Here is a 22,174-nt window from a genome sequence, read left to right as displayed (position 1 = left end):
CTTCGAGCGAGTGAAGATCGTGTGAGAAGCTACGTCCGGGCCACCGAGGCGCACCAGCGTCCCACGGATCCCAGGGATCACTTGGCGACACCATGAAGATCCTGGTCATCGTCAGCGGCTGCATCTGGCCGATCCTGCTCAACACGGTCGAGGGCGTCCGCGCCGTCGACGAGGTGCTCATCGACACCTGCCGCTCCTACGGCATCGTCGGCCCCGCCCGCCTGTGGCACCTCGTGCTGCGCTCGGCCAGCCCGCAGATCGTCACCGGCATGCGGCAGTCGCTGTCGATCGGGATCATCCTCATGGTCATCAGCGAGATGTTCGCCGCCAGCAACGGACTGGGCTTCACCATCGTGCAGTTCCAGCGCACGTTCGCCATCCCCGAGATGTGGAGCGGCGTCCTTCTGCTCGGCCTGCTCGGCTTCGTCCTGTCGCTGCTCTTCCGCCTCGCCGAGAGCCGGTTCCTGGCCTGGTACCAGGGCCTGCGCCGCGTCCAGCGCAACCCCTGACCGGCCATCCGGCCACGACGCCGCCCACCCGTACGAAGGAGACGTCGATGCTCGACGTACGCAACCTGCAGAAGACCTACACCGGACGCAACCGCACCCTCGAGGCGCTGCGCAGTCTCAGCTTCCACATCGACGCCGGTGAACTGGTGTGCCTGGTCGCCCCGTCGGGCTGCGGCAAGACCACCCTGCTGAAGTGCATGGCCGGAGTGCTCACCCCCACCGGTGGCGAGGTGATGCTGGACGGCCGTCCGGTCAGCGGGCCCCCGCCCGGCATGGCGGTGGTCTTCCAGGAGTACGGCCGCTCCCTGTTCGCCTGGATGAACGTCCGCGACAACGTCGCCCTCCCGCTGCGCCGCAAGAACCTCGGCAAGGCCCGCGAGAAGGAACTCGTCGACCACGCCCTGAAAGTCGTCGGCCTGCCAGACGCCCACCACGCCTACCCCTGGCAGCTCTCCGGCGGCATGCAGCAGCGCGTCGCCATCGCCCGCGCAGTCGCGTACGAACCCAAAGTGCTGCTCATGGACGAACCCTTCGCGGCCGTCGACGCGCAGACCCGCGCCGACCTGGAGGACCTCATCCGGCGCCTGTGGCACGAGCTGGGCGTCACCGTCCTGTTCGTCACCCACGACATCGACGAAGGCGTCTACCTCGGCCAGCGCACGATCATCCTGTCGAAGTCGCCGACCGTGGTGCAGGAGGACCTGGTCATCGATCTGCTCGACGAGCGCGACCAGTTGCACACCCGCTCCAGCGCGCGCTTCGGCGAGCTGCGCGCGCACGTCTACGAGCAGATCCAGCGTGCCAAGCACCACAGCGGCGACACGGCTTCGGGCGACGCCGGCCCGGAACTCGGCTCGGGACTCCGGTCACCGGAGAGCGACGAGGTCAGAGTTGTGCGATACAACCTTGACAGTTGCTTCGCACAACTCCAGGATGGCGTCATGGCGGCCCGTGACGAACCCCTCGACGTGATCCACGAGGCGATCATCCTGTTCTCCCGCAATTCCAGGGTGCGGGCGAACAACATGTACGACGAACTGTCCTTCGTCGCGTACACGATGCTGTCCTACGTAGGCACCGTCCCTCATCCGACCGCCTCCGATCTGGCGGAGAGGTACGGCCTGGAGAAGTCCACCGTCAGCCGTCAGCTGTCCCAGCTGGAAGAAGACGGCCTCCTGCACCGGGTGGCACATCCGTCGCGGCCCAGGACCAAGCTGCTGGAACTCAGCGACACCGGTCGTGCCTGCCTGGCCCGCGTCAGGCAGCACCAGCGCAAGGGGCTTGAGGAGCGGCTCGGCCGGTGGCCGGACGAAGACGTCGAGACGTTCAGCCGCCTGCTCTGGCGGTTCGTCACGGAACTGGACTGAACTGACGTCCGGGCCATGCCCGTCCGACGGACGGCAACCGGGCGGTCAGCGACCGGATGAGAAGACGAGCGGAGGCCCGCATGCGACTCGGCGTGCACATACACCGGTTCACCCCGTGCCGAGGACCGGCAGGGTTCGGTCCCAAGCCGGACATGCCGCGTCATCACCGCGACGACGCGGGGCTTGCGCCGGCCCTGGAACGGCGGTGAGCGCCGTGCTGTACGCCGAGGATCTCCGACCCGGGGCCGTGTTCGACCTGGGCAACGCCAAGGTCTCCAAGGAGGAGATCCTCGACTTCGGCCGCCGCTTCGACCCGCTGCCTCTCCACACAGACGAGGAAGCGGCTGCCACGAGCCGCTTCGGGGGCCTCATCGCCAGCGGTTTCCACACCGCGGCGGTCCTGCAGCGCCTCCTGGTGGACGCGGTGTTCTCGCGCGCCGCCCTCATCGCCGGCCGGGAGATCGAATCCCTGCGCATGCGGGCGCCGGTCCGGCCCGGGGACGTCCTGCACGGCACGCTGGAGATCGTGGAGGTCCGGCCCCGCGACGACGGCACCGCCGCCGTCCGCAGCCAGGGCACCCTCACCAACGGCTCCGGCACCATCGTCATGGAGGTCCGGGGAGAGACGCTCTGGGAGCACCGGCCGACGGGCGGGAGTGAAGGCGGGGCGGCGTGATGGTCCGGTATGCCCCGGTGACCGGGACGGACCGGCCGCCCCTGCGCCGTACTCATCGGCCCGCCGTCGATCAAGTGGGCGGCGTTGGCCACGGCCACTTGGACACGACAGGGCGTAGGCCGGCGCGGAGCACGACGTCGTAACTGACCGTCGCGCAAGCATCGCTGGGTCGACAACGGCCCGTAAAGGAAACGAACGGAGACGGACATGCACGTCGGCGTGCACATCAACCGGTTCGATCACCCGCAAGGCGGCGGCGCACTGCGTGCCGAACTGGCCGCCGCGGGAGAGGCGGCCGAAGCGGCAGGTGTGAACCGGCTGTCGGTCATGGACCACTACTTCCAGATGGAGTTCAACGGCGGCGCCGAGGCACCCATGCTGGAGGCCTACACGACCCTGGCCTACCTGGCCGCCCACACCTCCACCGTGCGACTGGGCGCTCTGGTCACCGGGGTGACGTACCGTCACCCCGGGCTTCTCGCCAAGATCGCCACCACGCTCGACGTACTGTCCGGCGGCCGGGCCACCCTGGGCATCGGCGCGGCCTGGTACGACCGTGAGCACCACGGCCTGGGCGTGCCCTACCCGCCGCTCGCGGAGCGCTTCGAGCGGCTGGAGGAGACCCTGCGGATCTGCCTGCAGATGTGGGACCCGGACGACAACGGGCCCTTCGAGGGCCGCTACTACCAACTCACCGAGACCCTGTGCGTCCCGCCGCCGGTCAGCAGCCCGCACCCCGAGATCATGATCGGCGGCGGCGGTGAGAAGAAGACCCTGCGGCTCGTCGCCCGGTACGCCGACGCCTGCAACCTGTTCGCCACCTCGCCCGAGGAGGTGGCGCACAAGCTGGACGTGCTGCGCGGGCACTGCGAAGAGGCGGACCGGGACTACGACGCCGTCCGCCGGACCCTCACGTACTCCGGAGCGGCGGCCACCGAGGAGGACCTGGACACCTTCAGCCGTGACGTCGAGCCCTACGGCAAGCTCGGCATCGACACGGTGATCATCTCGCCGCATCTGGGAGCCACGTCGCGGTGGATGGAGACCTTCGCCGCCCCGGCCGTACGACGGCTGGCCGAACTGGGCTGAGGCGGCTCGAGAAGCCGGCCGTCTCCTCGCAGGCGGTCGGCTCCGTCCGGACCGTGTCCTGACGGAGCCGGCGACCGTGCCTGTCGTCGAGCGATGCGCCACCGCCCCGCCCCGCCGCAGAGTACTCGCCGGACCCTCCGTCGGTGCGGCGGCTCAGGCTTCGGCCGTGCGCAGCCGGGCGAGGATTTCTTCCACCCGACGTCGGCGTGATCGACCAAGTCCGGATGACAGTTTCGTCACGGTTGGGCTCTGCGGCTCTCACTCATGCGCAGGCGACGGTCCCACGCCTCAGCGCAGGGTGAAGAAGATCATGGGGTTGTCCCTGCTGTCCCGCAGGGGGTGCCCCAGATCGAGGGTTCGCTTGACGTCGTTGAGGCGGTCGTGGATCTCGGGTGCGCGGGCCCGGGAGGGGGTGAAACAGGTGTTCTCCTGGTCGGCGAGCCAGCGCAGGACGACCGCGCCCTCGGTGAACGGCAGCGGCCTGCGGCCGTGGAAGACGTCGTGGACGCACACCGGTATGCCCGGTCGCATGCGCGGGAACAACTCGCGGATGTACCAGCGGGCGAAACTCGCCGAGTGCGCCGCGTCGATGAAGAGGAAGTCCGCGGTGTCCGGGATCTTCTCCAGGTTCTCCCGCGCGTCCCCCTGGGTGAACGTCCAGCGGCCGGTGGACAACTGCTCGGGGATGTTGCGCACGACGTGGTCCACGACGTCGTAGGAGTACAGGTGGCCGGTGCCATTGTCCCTCAGTGCCTGGAGGATCCAGGTGGTGGACCAGCCGTGGAAGGTGCCGATCTCCACCACCGTCTCCGGTCGGGTCTCGCGCAGCAGGAGGTAGGTGATCTCCGCTTCGATGTCGTCGAGTTGGGCCTTCAGCGAGGTCGGCGGCGCGAGCAGTTTCCGCTGCTTCTCGCGGGCCCGGTCGAGGTCGCCGGCGTAGGCGCGGTAGAGCCGGATGATGTGGTCGAGGTCGATGGTCTGGTGCATGAGCGCTCCGTGCGAAACCGGTCTGGTTGATCAAGGCGCGGTGACGCTAGAACGTGGGGACGACTCGGCACGTCCCACCCAGGTGCCAACTCCGGTGTCACACCTGGGTATGACGTGAGGTAGCCCCGGGGGCCGGGGGTGTGCCGGTGCCCGGATCGTGACGGTGGCGCCAGGCTTGCCCGTCCGTGATGACCGCAGTCGGCCGCGCCGGGCGTGGCTCAGCCGGACCTCCCCGGAGCGACCAGCCCCGACTCGTAGGCCATGACGACGAGTTGGGCCCGATCGCGGGCGCCGAGCTTGGCCAGCAGCCGGCTCATGTGGGTCTTGACGGTCTGTTCCGACACCACCAGCGTCGAGGCGATCTCCGCATTCGACAGGCCCCGCGCGACCAGCAGCAGGACCTCCGTCTCCCGTGGCGTGAGGCCGTTGAGCCGCAGGCGGGTGTTCGGGCGCGGGACGGGGCGGCGCCGAGCCACGTCCTCGATGAGGCGACGGGTGATGGACGGGGCGAGCAGCGCATCACCTGCGGCGATCACCCGCACCGCCTGGATGAGTTCGGCGACTGGGGCGTCCTTGAGTAGGAAGCCGCTGGCCCCGGCGTGCAGGGCCTCGTAGACGTAGTCGTCGATGTCGAAAGTCGTCAACATCAGCACCTTTGGGCGGTGCACCACACCGGGCGGCGGATCGAGCAGTCGGCGGGCCGCCTCCAGCCCGTCCATCTCCGGCATCCGTACATCCATCAGCACCACGTCGGGGTGCGTGCTGCGGCTGACCTCGACGCCCAGTCGGCCGTTGGGCGCCTCCCCCACGACGTCGATGTCGCTCTGCGCGGACAGCAGCGCGGCGAACCCCGAGCGCACCATGTCCTGGTCGTCCACGACGACCACGCGGATAGTCATGCCCATCTCTCCTGTCCTGGTCACCTGACGAACCCGTGCCGCCAGGCCACATGGCGGCGAAGGCGTGGTGGCTGCGGCGGTATCGCCGTACCGCTGCGGTACGGGGCTGAGACCGGGCTCCACTCTCCCCTCTCAGCAGGGACCACCACCTCGGCCGAACGGCCATGAGCAACCGGCCCGGACACGCGGGACCTCGGCCGAACGGCGGATTGAGGGGCAGGGAGTTGACAGGCAGAGTCGGGTGGGTCCCCGACCGACGCCCGCGTCCAACGCCGCCGACAACAACGGCACCACCCAGAAGTGGACCCTCACCTGACCTGAAGCCGATGGGCCGCCGGTCCGCGGGTCAATGGGCGCTGAGCGAGGCCCTGGAGGTTCCAAAACCTGGCACCGTCATACCCAGGTGTGAGGCCAGAAGTCAGCACCTGGGTGTGATGTGCGTTCGCAGTTCGATTTCCTACCTTCTGCGCGCCCCCGACAACGGCCACCAGCACGGAGCGCGCGCATGCACCAGCACATCGACTTCGACCACATCCGTAGCCTCTACTGGACCTGCGCCGACGGCCTCGGCCGGGTCCGTGAGAAGTAGCGCGAGCTGGTCGCACCGCCGCTCGCCGCCGCGCTCAGGAGCAGCGCGGACAGCCCCATGGTCTTCTTCGCCCTGGGCTGAAGACGCGCTGATCTCCAGGACCGCCAGGCCCAGGGCCCCTCTGCGCCGACGGTGAGAGTCAGCACGGCGGGGGCCATGTACGGGCCTCCCTGCACACATCCAGTCGGCCGTCCGGTCGCAGCCCTCGGAGCTCGCCATCAACACCGCACAGGGACAAACGCACCCTCTTCTCAAGCCTGCCGTCGTTCGATCCCGGAGTCCGCGACGCGAGCCGCATGCCGCACTGGCGGTCATCGTGCCCATGATGGTCACGCTGGCCCTGGGCCTGTGGGGGATACGCCGGAAGAACAGTATGTGGGGCGACGAATCCGTCACCTACCAACTCGCGCACCGCAGCGTGGCGCACATCTGGCGCACCGTCCAGCACGTGGACCTCGTGCACGCGCTCTACTACACGCTGATGCACGGGCTGTTCAAACTGTTCGGCGGTGAGCTGCTGACGTTGCGCCTGCCCTCAGTGGTGGCCATGTCCTTGGCCGCAGCCGGCGTCGGACTCGTGGGCCATCGTCTCGCCGGTTCTCGTGTCGGACTGCTGGCCGGTCTCGTCTTCCCCCTGATCCCTCAGATTCAGCTGTACACGCAGGAGGGCCGCTCGTACGCCATGGTGTGCGCTCTGGTCACCTGGTCCACATACCTGCTCGTCCGCACCGTCGCCCGCCCGTCCCGAGGGCGGTGGTGCGCTTACGGCCTTGCCATGCTGCTCGCCGGCCTGCTCCACGAGTTCGCGATCCTGGCCGTGGCCGCCCACGGCGTGACCCTGCTCGTCTCCGGGGTCCCTCGCCCTGTGATGCGGGCGTGGACGGTGGCGGCCTGGGGCGCCGCGGCGGGGCTGCTGCCGCTGGCGGTGTTCAGTGCGGGGCAGTCCGGACAGGTCGCCTGGATCGCCTGGCCGCACCCTGTGCAGCTGCTGGGCCTGCTGGCCATGGCGGTGGTGGGCGTCTGGTGCGCGCGAAGCCCCGTGACCGGGCGCGGGCCCATCAGCCTGGCAGCTCTGGCGCTGCCGATCCTGATCCTGCCCGGTCTGCTCCTTCTCCTTCTCCTGCTCGCGCCCATCAAGCCCCTGTTCGTCGACCGGTACGTCCTCTACAGCACCATCGGTTTCGCGTTGCTGCTGGGCGCCGGCATCGATCACGCCTTCCGTCGGCCGCCGACGGGATGGGCCCCGTGGGCGGTTGCGGCCGCGGTGCTGGCCTCCCTTATGCCGGTGAGCATGCACCTGCGGACACCGCAGAGCCGCCACGACGACGTGATCGCCATCGGCCGCGCGGTACGTCAGTCCGCCGGCCCCGGCGACGGTCTCCTCTACCTGTCGGGCCGCCACCGCGTCTGGACCCAGGCACGTCCGCAGGACACCCGGGTACTCACCGACCTCGCGCTGGCACGGGACGCCGTGTCCTCGGACACGCTGTCCGGCACCGAGCTGCCCGCCCAGGAGATCGCCCACCGCATGCGGGCCTTCCGACGCATCGTCGCAGTCCGCGACGCGGCGGGCGCGCACTCGGACATCAACGCCCAGGAACTGGCCAAACACCGCACCCTGGAACGGTACTTCCGCGCATGCACGACCAAGAACGTCACCGGCGCCCGCGTCACCGTCTACGCGCGCGACGACGTCCCGTGCCCCGGCCAGGAGAGCGGAGGAACGGATCAGCTGTAGAAGTTCTTCTGCCAGCGGTGTTTGGTCAGCAGGGCGAGTTCCTCTGCGGTCAGCGGCGGTGCCTCGGTGACCGCGGCATTGCGTTCCACGTTCGCCAATGACCGCATCCCGACGATGACCGTGGAGACCGCCTGCCCGGCGAGCGCGAACCGCAGTGCGGTGGAGGCGAGTTCGTCGACGCCGATCCCCAGGTCGGCGAGGAGCGTGTCCACGCGCTTTTGGACCTGGGCGGTCCGGTCGTCCCTGAAGTACCAGTTGCGCCAGTCGCCCTCGGGGAAGGTGACACCCGTACGGATCGAGCCCGTCAGGGCCCCCTCGTCGAGTGCGACCCGCCCGATCACCCCCACGCCGTACTCCTCGCAGGCCGGCAGCAGGGCGTCGGACGGGGCCTGCTCGAAGACGTTGTAGATGACCTGGACCGCATCCAGCACGCCGGTACGCAGCACCGTGAGCACGTTCTCGGGCTGGTGGTCCTTGACGGAGATGCCGAAGAACCTGATCTTCCCCTCCTGCTTGAGGGCGGCCACCGTCTCCAGCAGGTCACCCCGGCCGGTCCACTCGTCCTCCCAGGTGTGCAGCTGAAGGAGGTCGACGTGGTCGCGGCCGAGCTCGCGCAGGCTGGTCTCCAGGCTCTCGCGCAGGTGCGAGCCAGGGAACGCCTCCATGGGGTCGAGCCCGCTGGGCGCCAGCGAGACCGGGACCTTCGGCCCGACCTTTGTCGCCACGTACACACCGTCACCGCCGCCCGGGAGTTCCCTCAGCGCGCGGCCGACGACGCGCTCGCTGCGGTCGTACGCCCTGGCGGTGTCGATGAAGTTGACGCCCAGATCGAGGGCACGGTGCAGGGCACGGACGCCGGAGTCGTCGTCGGCGCCGACCCAGGCCCCCTGGCCCAGTCCCCAGGCCCCGTACCCGATCTCCGACACGGTCAGCCCGGTGCGGCCGAGTTCCCGAAAACGCATGTGCTGTTCAGCCCCTTGCTGACGGTCCATAGCAAGGGCCGCTCTGCGCGTGCCCCTCAATGCCACGACTTGCCTGCACGACCGTACAGACGGTGGCATTCAGTCACCACCTGCGGAGGATCACTGAAACTTTCGCTCGCACCGCGTCGGCGAGTCCGCGTCAGGCCGACCCGATCGTCGAGCGCCGCGTGCAACGGCGATACGAAGGCTCCGAGTTCGATGTCCGATGCCTCACCCCCGGCACGGCTCAACCGGCTCCCCGCAGTGGCCGCTGGTCGCCACCAGGGCGATGGTGGCCGCGCTCCCGCTCTCTACGGCGTGGGGCCGAGCGCACCGAGGCGGTCACGACGGCTCCTCTCCGCAGGCAGAGTCGCCGTAACTTCCCAGCCGCGGCGGTCGGAGCGGGGTCCCGTACGCAGCTTGCCGCCGAGCGCTGTGACCCGTTCGGTGAGGCCGACCAGGCCGAAGCCGCCGCCGCGTGCGGCCTTGGGCAACCGGCTGCCGCCGCGGCCGTCGTCGCGTACCGTCACCTCCAGCACGCGGCCGTCGTAGGTCAGGCCGACTGTCACCTCGGTGGCGTCGGCGGCGTGCCGCCGTACGTTCGTGAGGGCCTCCTGGACGACCCGGTAGGCAGCGGCCTGGACTTCCTGCGGCAGGTCGTCGGGGACTGAGGGATCGCGGCGCAGCGCGGTCTCGGGGCCGACGGGCCCGCGGAAGCCCTCCACCAGCTCGGGGAGCGCGGCCAGATCGCCCCTCGGACCGCGGTCGTCGGTCCCGGCCTCGGCGAACTCGGGGACCTCGCGCAACAGACCGACGGTGCGGCGCATGGAGGCGAGGGCCTCCACGGCGGCGCGTTCGACGTCCTTCAGGATGCCGCCCAGACGCTCGGGTTCCGAGGTGGCGAGGAGTTGGGCCAGCTGCGTCTGCACCAGGATCCCGGTGACATGGTGGGCCACGAAGTCGTGCAGATCGGCGGCCATGGCGAGGCGTTCGGCCCGCTGTGTCTCGGTGACCGCGACGCGGCGGCGGTGGTCCAGGGTGCGCAGGTACCCGCCGAGTCCGGCGACTGCACCCGTCGGCAGCAGGAACTGGAACGGGTTGACCGACGTGGCATAGGGGTGGCCGGCAACCGCTCTGTAGGGCAGGGCGAGAACCGCCGCACCGACCAGAACGCCGCACACCGCCGCCCATGGCGTGGGGCAGTCACGCACCGCGATCAGGAGCAGGCACAGCAGGATCACGACTTCGCCCGGGCCGTACCACAGCTCCCGGCCGGACAGGAACGCGACCGCCGTCATCGTGCCGGAGAGGGCCGCGGGCACGGCAGTGCGCACGGCCGCGGTGAGCCACGCCGGCCGCACGTGAGCGGGCCAGAGGACCGCCGCCAGACCGATCGGCAGCACGACCAGCTGAGGCCACAGCGGCCTGCCCTCGAAACCCGCCATCACCAGGTCCACACCTGCCGCGAGCAACAGCAGGACGATGCCGAACGCCCGCAGAAGGACCTGCCAGCGGGCAGCCGGTCCCGGTCCGCCGGACACATCAAGGGCACGCACGCGTTTCAGGAGATCCACGGCCCGACCCTAATCCCCCGCCGGCACAGCCGGATCAGCCGAAAGGCCACACGCCGCGATGCGGCAGGGCCGCGCAATCGGCCGAACGGCCGAGACTCCCCGAGAACAGGACTTCTCCCCGATTTTTCAGTGCCCGCGACGGGCTACTGACCAATCCCCCCGCGTCCAAGACTCGGTTCCGACCGACGGCAGCCCCCCGCCGACGGTCTCAGGCGGCCCCGGCTCACACCCCCCTCGTGCAGCCCGGGGCCGCCCCATGCGCCCGCGCAGGCGGCCGCGACTCGGGACCATCCACCGACCTATGGGGAAGCGAGAAAGCACCTTGCGGAACAAGCACGACAGCAGCAGGAAGAGACTGACGGCGCGGGGCGCCGCGTACGGGATACCGGCCCTGCTGGCGCTGGCCGGGCTCACCGCCACCACCGTCACCCCGGCGACAGCGGGCCCATCGGCGGCGGGCCTGTCAGCCGCGGCGGCGAGCGACTCGGCCCGGGCCGCCGCCCGCGTGACACTCGTGACCGGCGACACCGTGAGCGTGGACGGGACGGGCCGGGTGACCGATGTGCGGCGCGGCAAGGGCCGCGGACACATCGGCTTGTCCGTACGGCGGTTCGCCGGCCACACCTACGTCGTCCCGCAGGACGCGAACCGGCTGCTGGGCAGCGGACGGCTGGACCGCCGCCTGTTCGACGTCACCCAGCTCGTCAAGGACGGCTACGACGACGCCCACTTGGGTCGGCTGCCGCTGATCGTCTCCTATCGGGGCGGCAGCGGCACCCGGGCCGGTACCAAGCGGGCTCTGGCCTCCGCCGACGCCGAGGTCGAGCGTCTGCTGCCCGCCATCCGCGGCGAGGCGCTGTCCGCCGACAAGCCGGACGCCGGCGACGTGTGGCGGGCGCTGACCGACCCCGTCGGCGACCGCACCGCCGTGACCACCGCGCCCGGTATCGACCGGGTGTGGCTCGACGGGCGGGTCGAGACGGCGGCCTCCCAGGACAACGGCGCCCCAGACCCCGAGGGCGGTGTCGCGCAGATCGGTGCCCCCGAGGCCTGGAAGAAGGGCTACGACGGCAAGGGCGTGAAGGTGGCCGTCCTGGACACCGGCGTCGACGCCACCCACCCGGACCTGAAGGGCAGCATCCTCAAGGCGAAGGACTTCTCCGACTCCGGCTCCACTTCCGACGGGCAGGGGCACGGCACCCATGTCGCCTCCACCATCGTCGGCTCCGGGGCGAAGAGCCACGGCAAGTACAAGGGTGTGGCGCCCGGCGCGAAGCTGCTGGTCGGCAAGGTCCTGGACGACACCGGAGTCGGATCCGACTCGTCGATCATCGCCGGTATGCAGTGGGCCGTGGCGCAGGGCGCCAAGGTCGTCAGCATGAGCCTGGGCTCCACCGACACCCCAGGGGTGGACCCCATGGAGAAGGCCGTGAACGACCTGTCGGCCTCCTCCCATGCCCTGTTCGTGATCGCCGCGGGCAACGAGGGTCCCTCCGACACGACCCTCGGAACTCCCGGCTCCGCCGCGGCCGCGCTGACCGTCGCCGCGGTGGACCGCCACGACAAGATCGCCGACTTCTCCAGCCGCGGCCCGACCGCCGACGGCCGCCTGAAGCCGGACATCGCCGCACCCGGCGTCGACATTGTCGCCGCGCAGGCCGCGCACACCAGCGAGGGCGAGGAGGTGGCGCCCGGCTACGTGTCGATGTCGGGCACCTCCATGGCCACCCCGCACACCGCGGGCGCCGCCGCGATCCTCGCCCAGGAGCACCCCGGCTGGACCGGCGAGCAGATCAAGGCCGCGCTGACGGCGTCGGTGAAGCCTCTGACCGGCACCACCGCGTACGAGGCCGGGGCGGGCCGGGTCGACCTGACCCGGGCGACCGGCGCCGACGTCATCACCGAGCCGTCGTCCGTCGACTTCGGCACCGCGAGCTGGCCGCACCATGACGACCGGCCGGTGACCCGGACGCTCACCTACCGCAACCCGGGCACGAAGCCCCTCACCCTGGACCTGACCGCCGACGCCACCGGCCCCGACGGCGGCAACGCACCCACCGGCATGTTCACGCTCTCCCCGGCCCGGCTCACCGTCCCGGCCGGCGGCACCGCGCAGGCCACGGTCACCGCCGACACCCGGCTCGGCGGCGCAGACGGCGCCTACTCCGGCGCCGTGACGGCGACCTGCGGCGGACAGAGCGTGCGCACCGCCCTGGGCGTCATCCGTGAGGTGGAGTCGTACAAGCTGACCCTGACGGTCACCCGCCGCGACGGCAAGCGCGACGACGGGCCCGGCGTCACCGTGGCGGGTCTGGACACCGGCAAGCAGTACACGCCCTTCGACGACGACAAGGACCACCCCGACGGCACGGTCACCCTGCGGCTGCCCAAGGGCCGCTATCTGATCGACGTCCAGAGCATCGATCCCCGGGGAAGGACCGCCCTGATGGTGGCGCCCCACCTCGTGCTCGGCCACGACACCGCCCTCACCTTCGACGGGCGCAAGGCCAAGCCGGTGAAGGTCACCGCCCCCGACCGCCGGGCCACCCTGCGCGACGCGCAGGTCCTCTTCGCGGCCCACGGCGCCAAGTCGGGCTACGACTACGCCGGCGGAAACACCGTCGACGCCGACACCACCCTCGGCCAGGTCGGCCCCGGCACCCCGGCCGACTCCTTCGTCACCCAGCTCGGCGGGATCTGGCAGCGCACCGCCACCTCACCGACGTACAACCTGGTCACCACCCGTTCCGGCTCCTTCTTCACCGGCCTGAACCGCACCTTCTCCTCCACCCGGGGCATGGCCCGGGTGAACACCTCCGTCGCCACCGCCCTGCCCCAGGCCGGAACCGCCCCCCAGGTGAGCTGGTCCACCCCCGACTGGCCGCAGCTCGACCGGGCGTCCCTCTTTTCGGAAGGCGCCCGGCGTCCGGCCCCGACCGCCTCTCTCGTGCAGTACCTGAGCACCGACCGCGGTCTGCGCTGGAACCTGGGCGCCCGGATCGCCAACGGCTCGCACAACGAGGATTCGGTCTCCTTCCTCACCGCCCGCCGTTTCGAGCCGGGCCGCACCTACCGGGTCGCCCTCAACGGCGGCGTCCACGGCCCGGCCGTAGCGCCGGCGTCCGGAACCGGCGCCAAACGGCTCGGCGGGTACTACTACGTGTGCGTGCCGATGTTCTCCGACGGCCCGGGCAACCTGGCCTACCTCCCCCAGGCCGCCATCACCACCCGGCTCAGCTCCGGCTCCCGGGTCTTCACTTCCACCACGGACGACACCTGCCTGAACGTCTACGGCGGCCTGCCCGCCGCGCCGACGCGCTACCGGCTGTCCATCAGCACCGACCGCGCCAAGGACTACAGGACCAGCGACCACGTGGCGGCGGCGTGGACCTTCACCTCCCGCGACAACGGCGAGACCAAGGGGGTCCCCTTCCCCCTCTCCGTCGTCCGCTTCCACCCGAAGCTGAGCCTGACCAGCACCGCCAAGGCGGGCGCCCACGTCACCGTGCCGCTGTCGCTCCAGGGCCCGGCCGCGGCCAAGGGCCACCTCAAGTCGCTGACCGTGCGCGTGTCATACGACGGCGGCCGCACCTGGAAGCCGGTCACCGTCCACACGAACGACGCCGGCAAGCGGTACCTGACCCTCACCCACCCGAAGAAGCCCGGCACCGTCTCCTTCCGGACCTCCCTGGCCGACACCGAGGGCAACACCTACGCCGGCACGATCCACAACGCCTACCGCACGGTGCGGTGAGCGCTGCAACGCACGGCCGGGATTGACGGGACATCGGGCGGAAACCTGGCTTCGGCCCCCACAGCTTGTTGAAGGTGGGAAGGTGCCGCCCGGTGGGACGACGGGAGAAGCCGCTGGATCCGGACGCGGGTCCGGTCCAGCGGCCCGCCCACGACCAACGGCACCCTGCGCCTGTGGGGGACACCGCCGGGCAGTGGCTCCTCCGCAGCGACCTGCCCACACCAGGCGACGAGATCGACACCCTCGCCTTCACCGGCGACGGTGCCACCCTGAATGCCGGCGACCCGGACGTGCTGCTCCAGCGCCACCCGGTCTCCGGGTAACCCCCGGTCTCCGGGTAACCCCCGGTGCGCGTGGAACGCCCCGCAGAACTGCACCCACAGCAAGGCCGTCAGCAAGACGACGTCGTACCAGTGGTCGGTCGGGATGACCATCGGAGGCGAGGCGAAGAAGGAGCCGTTCCGCGCGATAGCGTCGCTCGCCGGGGGCCACCGCTCCTCGAGCACCTCGATGACCTACACGTCCGGCCTGGTACAGGCCGGGGAAGTTCGCCCAGCCCATCCGTGTGGTCGAGCGCCGGTGGCGGATCGGTGACTTCGTGGATGCCTACGTCCGCGCCGGCGACGAGGGCGCCCGACGGTACGCATTTGCTCCTGGGCGGACAACATCAAGGTACGGGAGTACGGGACCTTCCACTTCCACTGGTGACCGTTGCCCCCTGAACCACGGAGGCCCTGCCTCTGGCCAGTGTTCGGGCAGGGCCAGGGCCTCCGCCCTTCCGCCGCTGTCATCCACACCACGCGCGCGGCGGGGCCGCACCCACGAAGCGGGGACGCGGGGAATGAGGCGGACACCGCTCAGGCTCTGCTCCACGCGGAGGAGGACGGGCGGGCACCCTACCGGGGTCGGCACGGTTCCAGCCGGACGACCGTGACCTTTTCTTCGGCCGGGATCCGCTGGTGGAAGTCCTCCCTGCTGCGGGCCGGGCTGTTCCCCTCCCTTCGCCGGGAATCGGGAAGCGGGGCCGACCCGCCGTGCTGCGCGTGCCGACGCCGGGCACGTGGCCGGTGGCGACGTACGGGCATCTGCCGGCCCCGGCGAAGGACAAGCCGGCGAGCTGGGTGCTGGACCAGTTCGAGGAGGTCTTCACCTGTGCCGGGAGCGTGCGGAGCGGGCCCGCTTTATCGACCTGCTGCGCGCCGCCGGGAGCCGGACAGCCGACTGCGGGTGAGCATCGCCGTACGGGCGGACTGCTACGCCCGGTGCACCGGGCGCCGCGAGCCTGCGGCCACCGCGCGCCGCGGCATCGACGACCGCACCATGCAGCCCGGCCGGTTGAAGGCCTTGCTCGCCGAGGTCATGGTCACCGCCCGCCGAGCCATCTCGGGGGTCGGCGCAGCCAACGGCAGGCGCCGGTGCGGCCGGTACACCAGATCCGCGTGCAACTCATCGGCGACGACGAGCAGATCGTGGCGCCGCACCACATCCGCCACGGCGGACACTCGGCCCGGTGGACACACGGCCGACTGTCCCGCCGGAAGCCCTTCGTCGTCCCCGTCCTGCAGTGGCCCTTCGTTGTAGGCGCCCCCGGGGTGTGCGGTGCGTGACGACATCGGAAACGGCCGGCCAATCCTCGGCGCGAAAATTTTTCACCCTGACCAAACGGCCTGCTGAACAACGTCCCGCTCTCCAATCTCGGTCTCGTCCCGCCGGATTTCCCGATTCCCGGCACGAACCACGCCGGATTCCCGGCAGACCGAGCAACTGGAGACGCAGCACATGTCCCACGCAGTCAAGCGCAGCAGGAGTTCCCGCGGCCGCCTCGGCAAGGCTTTGCTCGTCGCGCTCAGCGCCACCGCGCTGACCGTCGGCCTGCAGGGCAGCGCCTCCGCCGCCGTGCTGACCCCGCTGACTCCGAACGCCACCGCCTTCCAGAAGAAGTACATGCCGCTGTTCGATTACGACTCGGACAGCTGCTTCCCCGCAGCGGCCATCGACACGAACGGAACTCTCAACGGCGGCCTCAAGAACAGCGGGCCGATCACCGGCGATTGCCGGGCCGGTCACCTCGGCAAAGCCAACACGTACGCGCAGTCGCTGTGCAGAAACGGCTGGTGCGCGTACGTCTACGCCCTCTACTTCGAGAAGGACCAGGGGACGGCCGGGACGGACCGCATCGGGCATCGTCACGACTGGGAGTCCGTCGTGGTCTTCCAGAAGCAGGGTGAGGAGCGCCCCCGCTACCTGGCCGCCTCCCGGCACGGCAACTTCAGCACCCACCCGATCAACGAGGTGCCCATGGACGGCAACCACGTAAAGATCGTCTACCACAAGGACGGCGGGGGCACGCACGCCTTCCGCTTCGCCAAGTGGGGCGAGGTGCCGGAGGCCTGGAGCAACGGCGGCTGGGACAAGCCGGGCCTGGTCACCCTGGACCGGATGAGGAGCGACCTGCAGACCAAGCTGTCCAACGCCGACTGGGGCAAGGCCAACTTCCCGCTGGCCGGCAACCTCGTCCACAACATCAACGAGGCCCGGCCCTCATCGGTCCCCGCGTTCTGACGCACGGGCCCCCTCCCGAGCCGTCCCCGCCGGGACACTCCCCCTGTCCCGGCGGGGCGCCGGCGGGGATCGACAGAGGTAGATCCCGGGGCGCGCCGGTTCGCACCCTGCGGCACAGGATCCACAAAGAGCACGTCAGAACGGTTGACGCTCCGATGGCCAGACCCTACATTCTGATCGATTTCCCGAACCTTGTTCGAAATGTCGGGCAATTTCCGGCACCCCCGCACGCCACCTCGGAGAGCAAGATGAGCGCAAACCCGCAGTTGTCCCGCCGCACCCTCCTGGGCATGACCGCCGCCGTCCCCCTCGCCCTGACCCTCGGCACGGGCACAGCCCACGCGGCCGACTCGGCGTACGCGATGGTGTACTTCACCGAGACGAACAACCGCGGCTCCGGCACCGACTACAACCTGCACCTGGCCGTCAGCCCCGACGGGCTCGAGTGGACGCCCCTCAACCAGAACAACCCCGTCGCCACCCCCACCGAGGGCGCCCTCGGCCTGCGCGACCCGTTCGTCCTGCGCAAGCAGGACGGCACCTTCGTCGTCCTCGCCACCGACCTCAAGGGCACCAACTGGAGCTACAACAGCCAGTACATCCACGTCTGGGACTCCGCCGACCTGCGCACGTTCACCGGCTACCGGCGCATGAAGCTGCACGGCATGGAAACCCACAGCTGGGCACCCGAGGCGTTCTGGGACGCCGGCCGCGGCCAGTACGCGGTCATCTACTCCTCGGTCAACGGCAGCGGCCACAACGTGATCATGGTCAACTACACCAGCGACTTCGTCACCGCCTCCACCCCGCAGGTCTTCTTCGACCCCGGATACGAAGTCATCGACGGCGACATGGCCCTGGGTGTGGGCGGCTACAACTACCTCTTCTTCAAGAAGGTCGACAAACTGGTGGCAGCCAGATCCACCACCCTGGACCCGGGCAGCTTCACCGAGTTCAGCACCAACGAAGGCGCCTCACACAACGGCAACACCGAGGCCCCCACGATCGTCAAGTCCCTGTCGTCCAACACCTGGTACCTGTGGGGCGACAACTACCGGCCCAACGGCGTCTTCTACGCCTGGCAGTCCACCGACCTCGCCTCGGCCACCTGGACCCCCCTCGACCAGAAGACCTACACCCAGCCGGTCAACTCCAAGCACTGCGGCATCACGCCGATCACCACGGCCGAGTACAACAACCTGCTCGCCAAGTGGGGCACCCCGACCTGGAACCGGCTCAAGTCGTACAACTTCCCGGGCCGTTACGTCCGCCACGCCAGCTTCGTGGCCCAGCTCGACGAGTACCCGATCACGCCCTACAGGGACTCGCAGTGGACCCTGGTCCCCGGGCTCGCCGACAGCTCCGGGGTCTCCTTCCGGTCGTCAAACTACCCGACCCGTTACCTCCGGCACATCAACTACGGGCTCCAGCTGGACGTGAACGACGGCACCTCGCAGTTCGCCGCCGACGCGACCTTCTACCGCGAAGCGGGCCTGGCGGACTCGAGCTGGGCGTCGTTCCGTTCGTACAACTTCCCGACCCGCTACATCCGCCACTCGAACTTCATGCTGCGCATCGACCCGGTCTCCTCGACCACGGCCCGGCAGGACGCGACCTTCCGGGTCGGGTACTGACCCTGGAAGGCACCCCTGTCTCGTAGTACACCTCCGCGCGGAACCGGACTGGACGCATCACCGTGCGCGTCCTCACCCCCGGTCTGGCCGGCCTGACATCCCAGGCCGGCCACAAGCCGTCGCCACCGCTGTCCGCCGAGCCGACCGCCATCAGCACCAACCAGGCCGGGGCCACCCCGCCACCGACGGGCTCGGCCTCCTGGAACAGCTCCGCCGGCAACACCACCAGCTGAGGCCACAGCGGTCGGCCGTCAACGCCGGCCAACAACTGGTCCACGCCTGCCGCCGGCAAGAGCAGCACGATGCCGAACGCCTTCAGAAGGCCCCGCCGACGGCCGTCCGGTCCGGGAGGCGTACCGAGGGCACGCACGCTGCTCAGAAGATCCACGGCGCGACCCTGACCTCCCCATTACCGTCTTCGTAGCCCCGCAACGGGGTTACCGGCCTTCGGAGTTGGCATGACTACCTCCCCTTGTCGAGTGCATGGCCCGGGGGGGTGGTGTCACCAGCTCCGAAGGCACTGACAGACCGCTGATTAGCGCCTCTGTGTGTCAAGCGACTGCTGCGAGTTGGTGTCGTTGATCGCGCTTCATGATCCGATAGACCACGTTCGACAGGCGCCGCTTCAAGGCCCGACGGGCTTCGGCGGGTGTCTTTCCTTCGGCGATCTTGCGCAGGTAGTACTCCTGACCGCGGCCGCCGTCCCGGATCTGGCAGACGGCGATGATGTGCAGTGCCGAGTTCAAGGCCCGGTTGCCGCCGGTGTTGAGACGGTGACGGACATGCCGGCCGCTGGAGGCATCCAGCGGCGCGCTTCCCGTGTAGCTGGCGAAGTGGTGTTCCGTGGGGAATCGGCTGATGTCGCCGATGTGGCCGAGGACTCTGGCGGCCAGCACAGTCCCGAGGCCCGGCAGCGCGGTCAGTGTCGTGCGGGAAGCCGCGAGGGCTTCGCGCATCTGCGCTTCGTTGTCCCTGACCTGCCGGTCGAGCCGGCGAAGGTCTGCCAGCAGATCGCGGGCGAGGTCGCGTCGGCAGTTGTCGGTCGCAGTGATGGGCCGGATGCCCTTCATCAGGGCGGCGGCCTTGTCCGCCGAGAGCCGGGTCGGAGCCCCTCCGGGCAGCAGGTCACGCAGCAGTGCATGAAGCCGGTTGGTGAGGCGGGTGCGTTCGTTGACCAGGTCGTCGTGCCGCTCGGTCAGCAGCCGCAGGATCGTCGACTGGCCCTCAGAAGTGACCTTGCGTAAGTCGGCGCGGAACAGTGCGACTTGGGCGACGTGCAGCGCGTCGGCGGGGTCGGTCTTGCGATCTCCACCTGTGGCCAAGAGGCGGGCCCTGGCGGACAGGGTCGAGGGCACGTCGACCACGTCTTCGCCAGCCGCGGCCAGCTGCTGGGCGAGCGTCCGCCCAAGGCCGCCGGCGCCCTCGACCGCGAAGCGGCGCTCGGACCACGGCTCGCACCACCGGACGAGCTGGCCGAAGGTTCCGGCGTTGACGACGAACTTCCGCTGGCCGATCTTGTGGCCTGCCGCATCGATCGCGACAGCGGTGTGAGAGGACTTGTGGGGGTCGATCCCGATGGTGATCACGCGCTTCCTGACCAGATGCTCGATGGGGCAGAAGTGTGCGGTGGGCACCCTGACTTGAAGTTGCGGTCTCACACATTCATGCCTCTGTCGAGCCACACCGCGCGGGTGCCGGACGGCGGCGGCACGCTAATCATGAGCCAGCCCTGCGGGGCGGCATGGGGCAATGCGAGCCCGTGCCGACCGGCACCCTGGACGCTACGGCTGCAGACCGGGCGTCTGAGGTCGATTTAACAAGTCAGGGGCATGACCACCGGCTTCTTCGCAGGTCGGGAGGCTCTTCGTAATGTGGATGTGGCGATCAGTGCCGTGGCAGGCCGGGTGAACAGCACCGAAGGAACCACGACGTGATCGACACCAGCGACATCGACGTCTACCTCGGACTGGACGTCGGCAAGGGCGAACACCACGCCACCGCACTCACCCCGGCCGGGAAGAAGACCTTCGACAAGCGGCTGCCCAACAGCGAACCCAAGCTCCGCGAGGTCTTCGCCGGGCTGCAGGCCAAACACGGCACCGTCCTCGTCATCGTCGACCAGGTGGCCTCGATCGGGGCCCTGCCGCTGGCAGTCGCCCGGGACCTGGGCTGCCACATCGCCTACCTGCCCGGATTAACGATGCGGCGGATCGCCGATCTCTATCCCGGCGAGGCCAAGACCGACGCGAAAGACGCGTTCATCATCGCCGACGCGGCCCGGGCGATGCCGCACACGCTTCGCTCGGTCGACCTCGACGACGAGACCATCGCCGAGCTCCAGATGATCGTCGGCTTCGACGACGACCTCGCCGCCGAGGCGAACCGCCTCTCCAACCGGCTCCGCGGCCTGTTCACCCAGATCCACCCACACCTGGAACGAGTCATCGGCCCGCGCATCCAGCACCCGGCCGTCCTCAGAATGCTGGACCAGTTCGGCTCGCCGGCACAGATCCGCAAGGCCGGACGCCGACGACTCATCACCCTGATCCGCCCGAAGGCACCCCGCATGGCCGAGCGTCTGATCAACGACGTCTTCACCGCACTCGACGAACAGACCGTCGTCGTTCCGGGCACAGACGCGGCCGCGCTGATCGTCCCGAGCCTCGCCAACTCACTCCAGGCGGTGCTCGACCAGCGCAAAATCCTCGCCCACCGGATCGAGGAACTGCTGGAGGCCCACCCTCTTTCCAAGGTCCTGACGTCCATGCCCGGCATCGGCATCAGGACCGGAGCCCGCATCCTCATCGACGTCGGCGACGGCACCGCCTTCCCGTCCGCCGCCCACCTTGCCGCCTACGCCGGCCTCGCCCCAGCCACCCGCAGCTCCGGGTCCTCCATCCGCGGCGAACAGCCCTCCAGACGGGGAAACAAGCAGCTCAAACGGGCCTTCTTCCTCTCCGCGTTCGCCGCCCTGGCCGACCCCGCCTCCCGCACCTACTACGACAAGAAGATTGCTCAGGGAAAGCACCACACCCAGGCTCTCCTCTGCCTCGCCCGACGCCGAGCAGACGTGCTCTTCGCGATGCTCCGCGACAAAACCTTCTACGAACCCCAGCCCGCCGCAGCTCGGTGAGGAGTTGAGACCGCTCGATCAGTCCTCCGGCCGCAGCCTCTGCCGAGCGGCCTCAAGCTGCTGGTCATAATCAGGCGCGAACAGCTCGGGAAGCGCCTTGTCGAGTGTTCCGGCGATCCGATGGATCGGCGCCCAGACCGCCGGATCGTCGACAACACGACTGAGGTCCGTCATCTGAAGCTTCTCCAGCCAGTGCGACAGGACCAGTGCCTCGTCACTCGTGAGCTTGATCGTCACCTGGCTATCACCCATGCACACCCCTACGGCTCGGCCCGCCCTCGACCACACGAACCTACTGGCCTTCGACCTTGACCAAACACATAGGGGCACCCCCCCCGGCCCCGCGGGATCAGCCGAAAGGCCACGTGCCGCGACGCGACGCGGCGCGCACATCGGCTGAACGGCCGAGACCTCGCGCGCAGGGACGGCTTCTCCGGATTTTTCAGTGCCCGTGAGGGGCTACTGACCAATTCCCCGCGGCCCAAGACTCGATCCCGGTCGACGGCACTCCCCCGCCGACGGCTCGGACGGCCCCGGCTCACACGCCCCCCTTTTTTGTGTGGGCCCGGGGTCGCCCACGCGCCCGCTCAGACGGGCTTTGCCCGGGACCATCCACCGACCTCCGGGACCATCCACCGACCGATGGGGAAGCGAGACAGCACAGTGCGGAACAAGCACAGCCGCGGCGGGAAGAGACTGAC

Annotated in this window: 18 protein-coding genes and 2 pseudogenes; 12 read left to right on the top strand and 8 right to left on the bottom strand. The window is 69.6% G+C overall.

Features of this window, described 5'->3' with window-relative positions:
• Window positions 1-80 precede the first annotated feature (80 nt).
• From EHO50_RS33715 to EHO50_RS33700, 5 genes and pseudogenes are all read left to right on the top strand, one after another.
• Window positions 81-509: pseudogene (locus EHO50_RS33715) on the top strand (ABC transporter permease); the annotation flags it as partial.
• Between the two features lie 47 nt (window positions 510-556).
• A pseudogene (locus EHO50_RS45390) lies at window positions 557-1,333 on the top strand (ABC transporter ATP-binding protein); the annotation flags it as partial.
• Window positions 1,334-1,450: 117 nt separating this feature from the next.
• On the top strand, window positions 1,451-1,876 hold the full coding sequence (locus EHO50_RS45385) for a MarR family transcriptional regulator (RefSeq protein WP_167517981.1): 426 nt from the start codon (window positions 1,451-1,453) through the stop codon (window positions 1,874-1,876).
• Window positions 1,877-2,081: 205 nt separating this feature from the next.
• Entirely contained in the window at window positions 2,082-2,552 is a 471-nt protein-coding gene (locus EHO50_RS44270) for a MaoC/PaaZ C-terminal domain-containing protein (protein WP_164905023.1), read from the top strand.
• Between the two features lie 207 nt (window positions 2,553-2,759).
• Window positions 2,760-3,641: an LLM class F420-dependent oxidoreductase gene (locus tag EHO50_RS33700; RefSeq protein ID WP_128435034.1), complete on the top strand. Its 882-nt coding sequence runs from the start codon at window positions 2,760-2,762 to the stop codon at window positions 3,639-3,641.
• Between the two features lie 288 nt (window positions 3,642-3,929).
• Here EHO50_RS33700 and EHO50_RS33695 read toward each other — a convergent pair whose 3' ends face one another.
• The 3 genes from EHO50_RS33695 to EHO50_RS33685 form a co-directional block, all read right to left on the bottom strand.
• Window positions 3,930-4,628: a class I SAM-dependent methyltransferase gene (locus EHO50_RS33695; protein ID WP_128435033.1), complete on the bottom strand. Its 699-nt coding sequence runs from the start codon at window positions 4,626-4,628 to the stop codon at window positions 3,930-3,932.
• A gap of 218 nt (window positions 4,629-4,846) precedes the next feature.
• A complete protein-coding gene (locus tag EHO50_RS33690) occupies window positions 4,847-5,527 on the bottom strand; it encodes a response regulator (protein WP_128435032.1) in 681 nt (226 codons plus the stop codon).
• A 543-nt stretch (window positions 5,528-6,070) separates the two neighbouring features.
• Window positions 6,071-6,274: a hypothetical protein gene (locus EHO50_RS33685; RefSeq protein WP_128435031.1), complete on the bottom strand. Its 204-nt coding sequence runs from the start codon at window positions 6,272-6,274 to the stop codon at window positions 6,071-6,073.
• Window positions 6,275-6,438: 164 nt separating this feature from the next.
• On the opposite strand from EHO50_RS33685, the gene EHO50_RS33680 reads away from it, so the two are divergent.
• The gene (locus EHO50_RS33680) at window positions 6,439-7,854 is read left to right on the top strand and encodes a glycosyltransferase family 39 protein (protein WP_164905022.1); all 1,416 of its coding nucleotides are present in this window, start codon (window positions 6,439-6,441) and stop codon (window positions 7,852-7,854) included.
• On the opposite strand, the gene EHO50_RS33675 is transcribed toward EHO50_RS33680, so the two are convergent.
• Together EHO50_RS33675 and EHO50_RS33670 are read right to left on the bottom strand one after the other, a co-directional pair.
• Window positions 7,845-8,816 carry an aldo/keto reductase gene (locus EHO50_RS33675; protein WP_128435030.1) on the bottom strand — a complete coding sequence of 324 codons (972 nt, stop codon included), beginning with the start codon at window positions 8,814-8,816 and terminating at the stop codon, window positions 7,845-7,847. The genes EHO50_RS33680 and EHO50_RS33675 overlap by 10 nt on opposite strands.
• Before the next feature lie 311 nt (window positions 8,817-9,127).
• Window positions 9,128-10,390 (bottom strand): sensor histidine kinase, encoded by a 1,263-nt coding sequence (locus EHO50_RS33670; RefSeq protein WP_425472305.1) that lies wholly within the window; start codon window positions 10,388-10,390, stop codon window positions 9,128-9,130.
• Window positions 10,391-10,712: 322 nt separating this feature from the next.
• On the opposite strand from EHO50_RS33670, the gene EHO50_RS45700 reads away from it, so the two are divergent.
• Complete coding sequence (locus EHO50_RS45700; protein WP_164905021.1) at window positions 10,713-14,144, top strand: S8 family serine peptidase; 3,432 nt, start codon at window positions 10,713-10,715, stop codon at window positions 14,142-14,144.
• 92 nt (window positions 14,145-14,236) lie between these two features.
• Window positions 14,237-14,467: a hypothetical protein gene (locus tag EHO50_RS33660; protein ID WP_128435028.1), complete on the top strand. Its 231-nt coding sequence runs from the start codon at window positions 14,237-14,239 to the stop codon at window positions 14,465-14,467.
• Window positions 14,468-15,397: 930 nt separating this feature from the next.
• Here EHO50_RS33660 and EHO50_RS33655 read toward each other — a convergent pair.
• A complete protein-coding gene (locus EHO50_RS33655; RefSeq protein WP_128435027.1) occupies window positions 15,398-15,757 on the bottom strand; it encodes an aminotransferase class I/II-fold pyridoxal phosphate-dependent enzyme in 360 nt (119 codons plus the stop codon).
• Between the two features lie 166 nt (window positions 15,758-15,923).
• Here EHO50_RS33655 and EHO50_RS33650 point away from each other — a divergent pair, with 166 nt between their 5' ends.
• The 3 genes from EHO50_RS33650 to EHO50_RS44265 all read left to right on the top strand — a co-directional run bounded on the left by EHO50_RS33650 (window position 15,924) and on the right by EHO50_RS44265 (window position 18,573).
• Window positions 15,924-16,706, top strand: coding sequence for an NPP1 family protein (locus EHO50_RS33650; RefSeq protein WP_128435026.1), 783 nt, complete (start codon window positions 15,924-15,926; stop codon window positions 16,704-16,706).
• 248 nt (window positions 16,707-16,954) lie between these two features.
• Complete coding sequence (locus tag EHO50_RS33645) at window positions 16,955-18,340, top strand: glycoside hydrolase family 43 protein (RefSeq protein WP_128435025.1); 1,386 nt, start codon at window positions 16,955-16,957, stop codon at window positions 18,338-18,340.
• 62 nt (window positions 18,341-18,402) lie between these two features.
• On the top strand, window positions 18,403-18,573 hold the full coding sequence (locus tag EHO50_RS44265; RefSeq protein WP_164905020.1) for a hypothetical protein: 171 nt from the start codon (window positions 18,403-18,405) through the stop codon (window positions 18,571-18,573).
• Window positions 18,574-18,891: 318 nt separating this feature from the next.
• Here the strand turns inward: EHO50_RS44265 and EHO50_RS33640 are convergent, their stop codons facing one another.
• Window positions 18,892-19,974, bottom strand: coding sequence for an IS110 family RNA-guided transposase (locus EHO50_RS33640; RefSeq protein WP_246101652.1), 1,083 nt, complete (start codon window positions 19,972-19,974; stop codon window positions 18,892-18,894).
• Window positions 19,975-20,270: 296 nt separating this feature from the next.
• Here EHO50_RS33640 and EHO50_RS33635 point away from each other — a divergent pair, with 296 nt between their 5' ends.
• A complete protein-coding gene (locus EHO50_RS33635; RefSeq protein ID WP_128435024.1) occupies window positions 20,271-21,473 on the top strand; it encodes an IS110 family RNA-guided transposase in 1,203 nt (400 codons plus the stop codon).
• Window positions 21,474-21,491: 18 nt separating this feature from the next.
• Here the strand turns inward: EHO50_RS33635 and EHO50_RS33630 are convergent, their stop codons facing one another.
• Window positions 21,492-21,725: a hypothetical protein gene (locus EHO50_RS33630; RefSeq protein ID WP_128435023.1), complete on the bottom strand. Its 234-nt coding sequence runs from the start codon at window positions 21,723-21,725 to the stop codon at window positions 21,492-21,494.
• Between the last annotated feature and the right edge of the window lie 449 nt (window positions 21,726-22,174).

Source organism: Streptomyces cyaneus (assembly GCF_004028635.1).
Classification (GTDB): Bacteria; Actinomycetota; Actinomycetes; order Streptomycetales; family Streptomycetaceae; genus Streptomyces; species Streptomyces cyaneus.
Note: the sequence above shows the minus strand (reverse complement) of the source record. Positions and strands in the feature narration are given on the sequence as shown.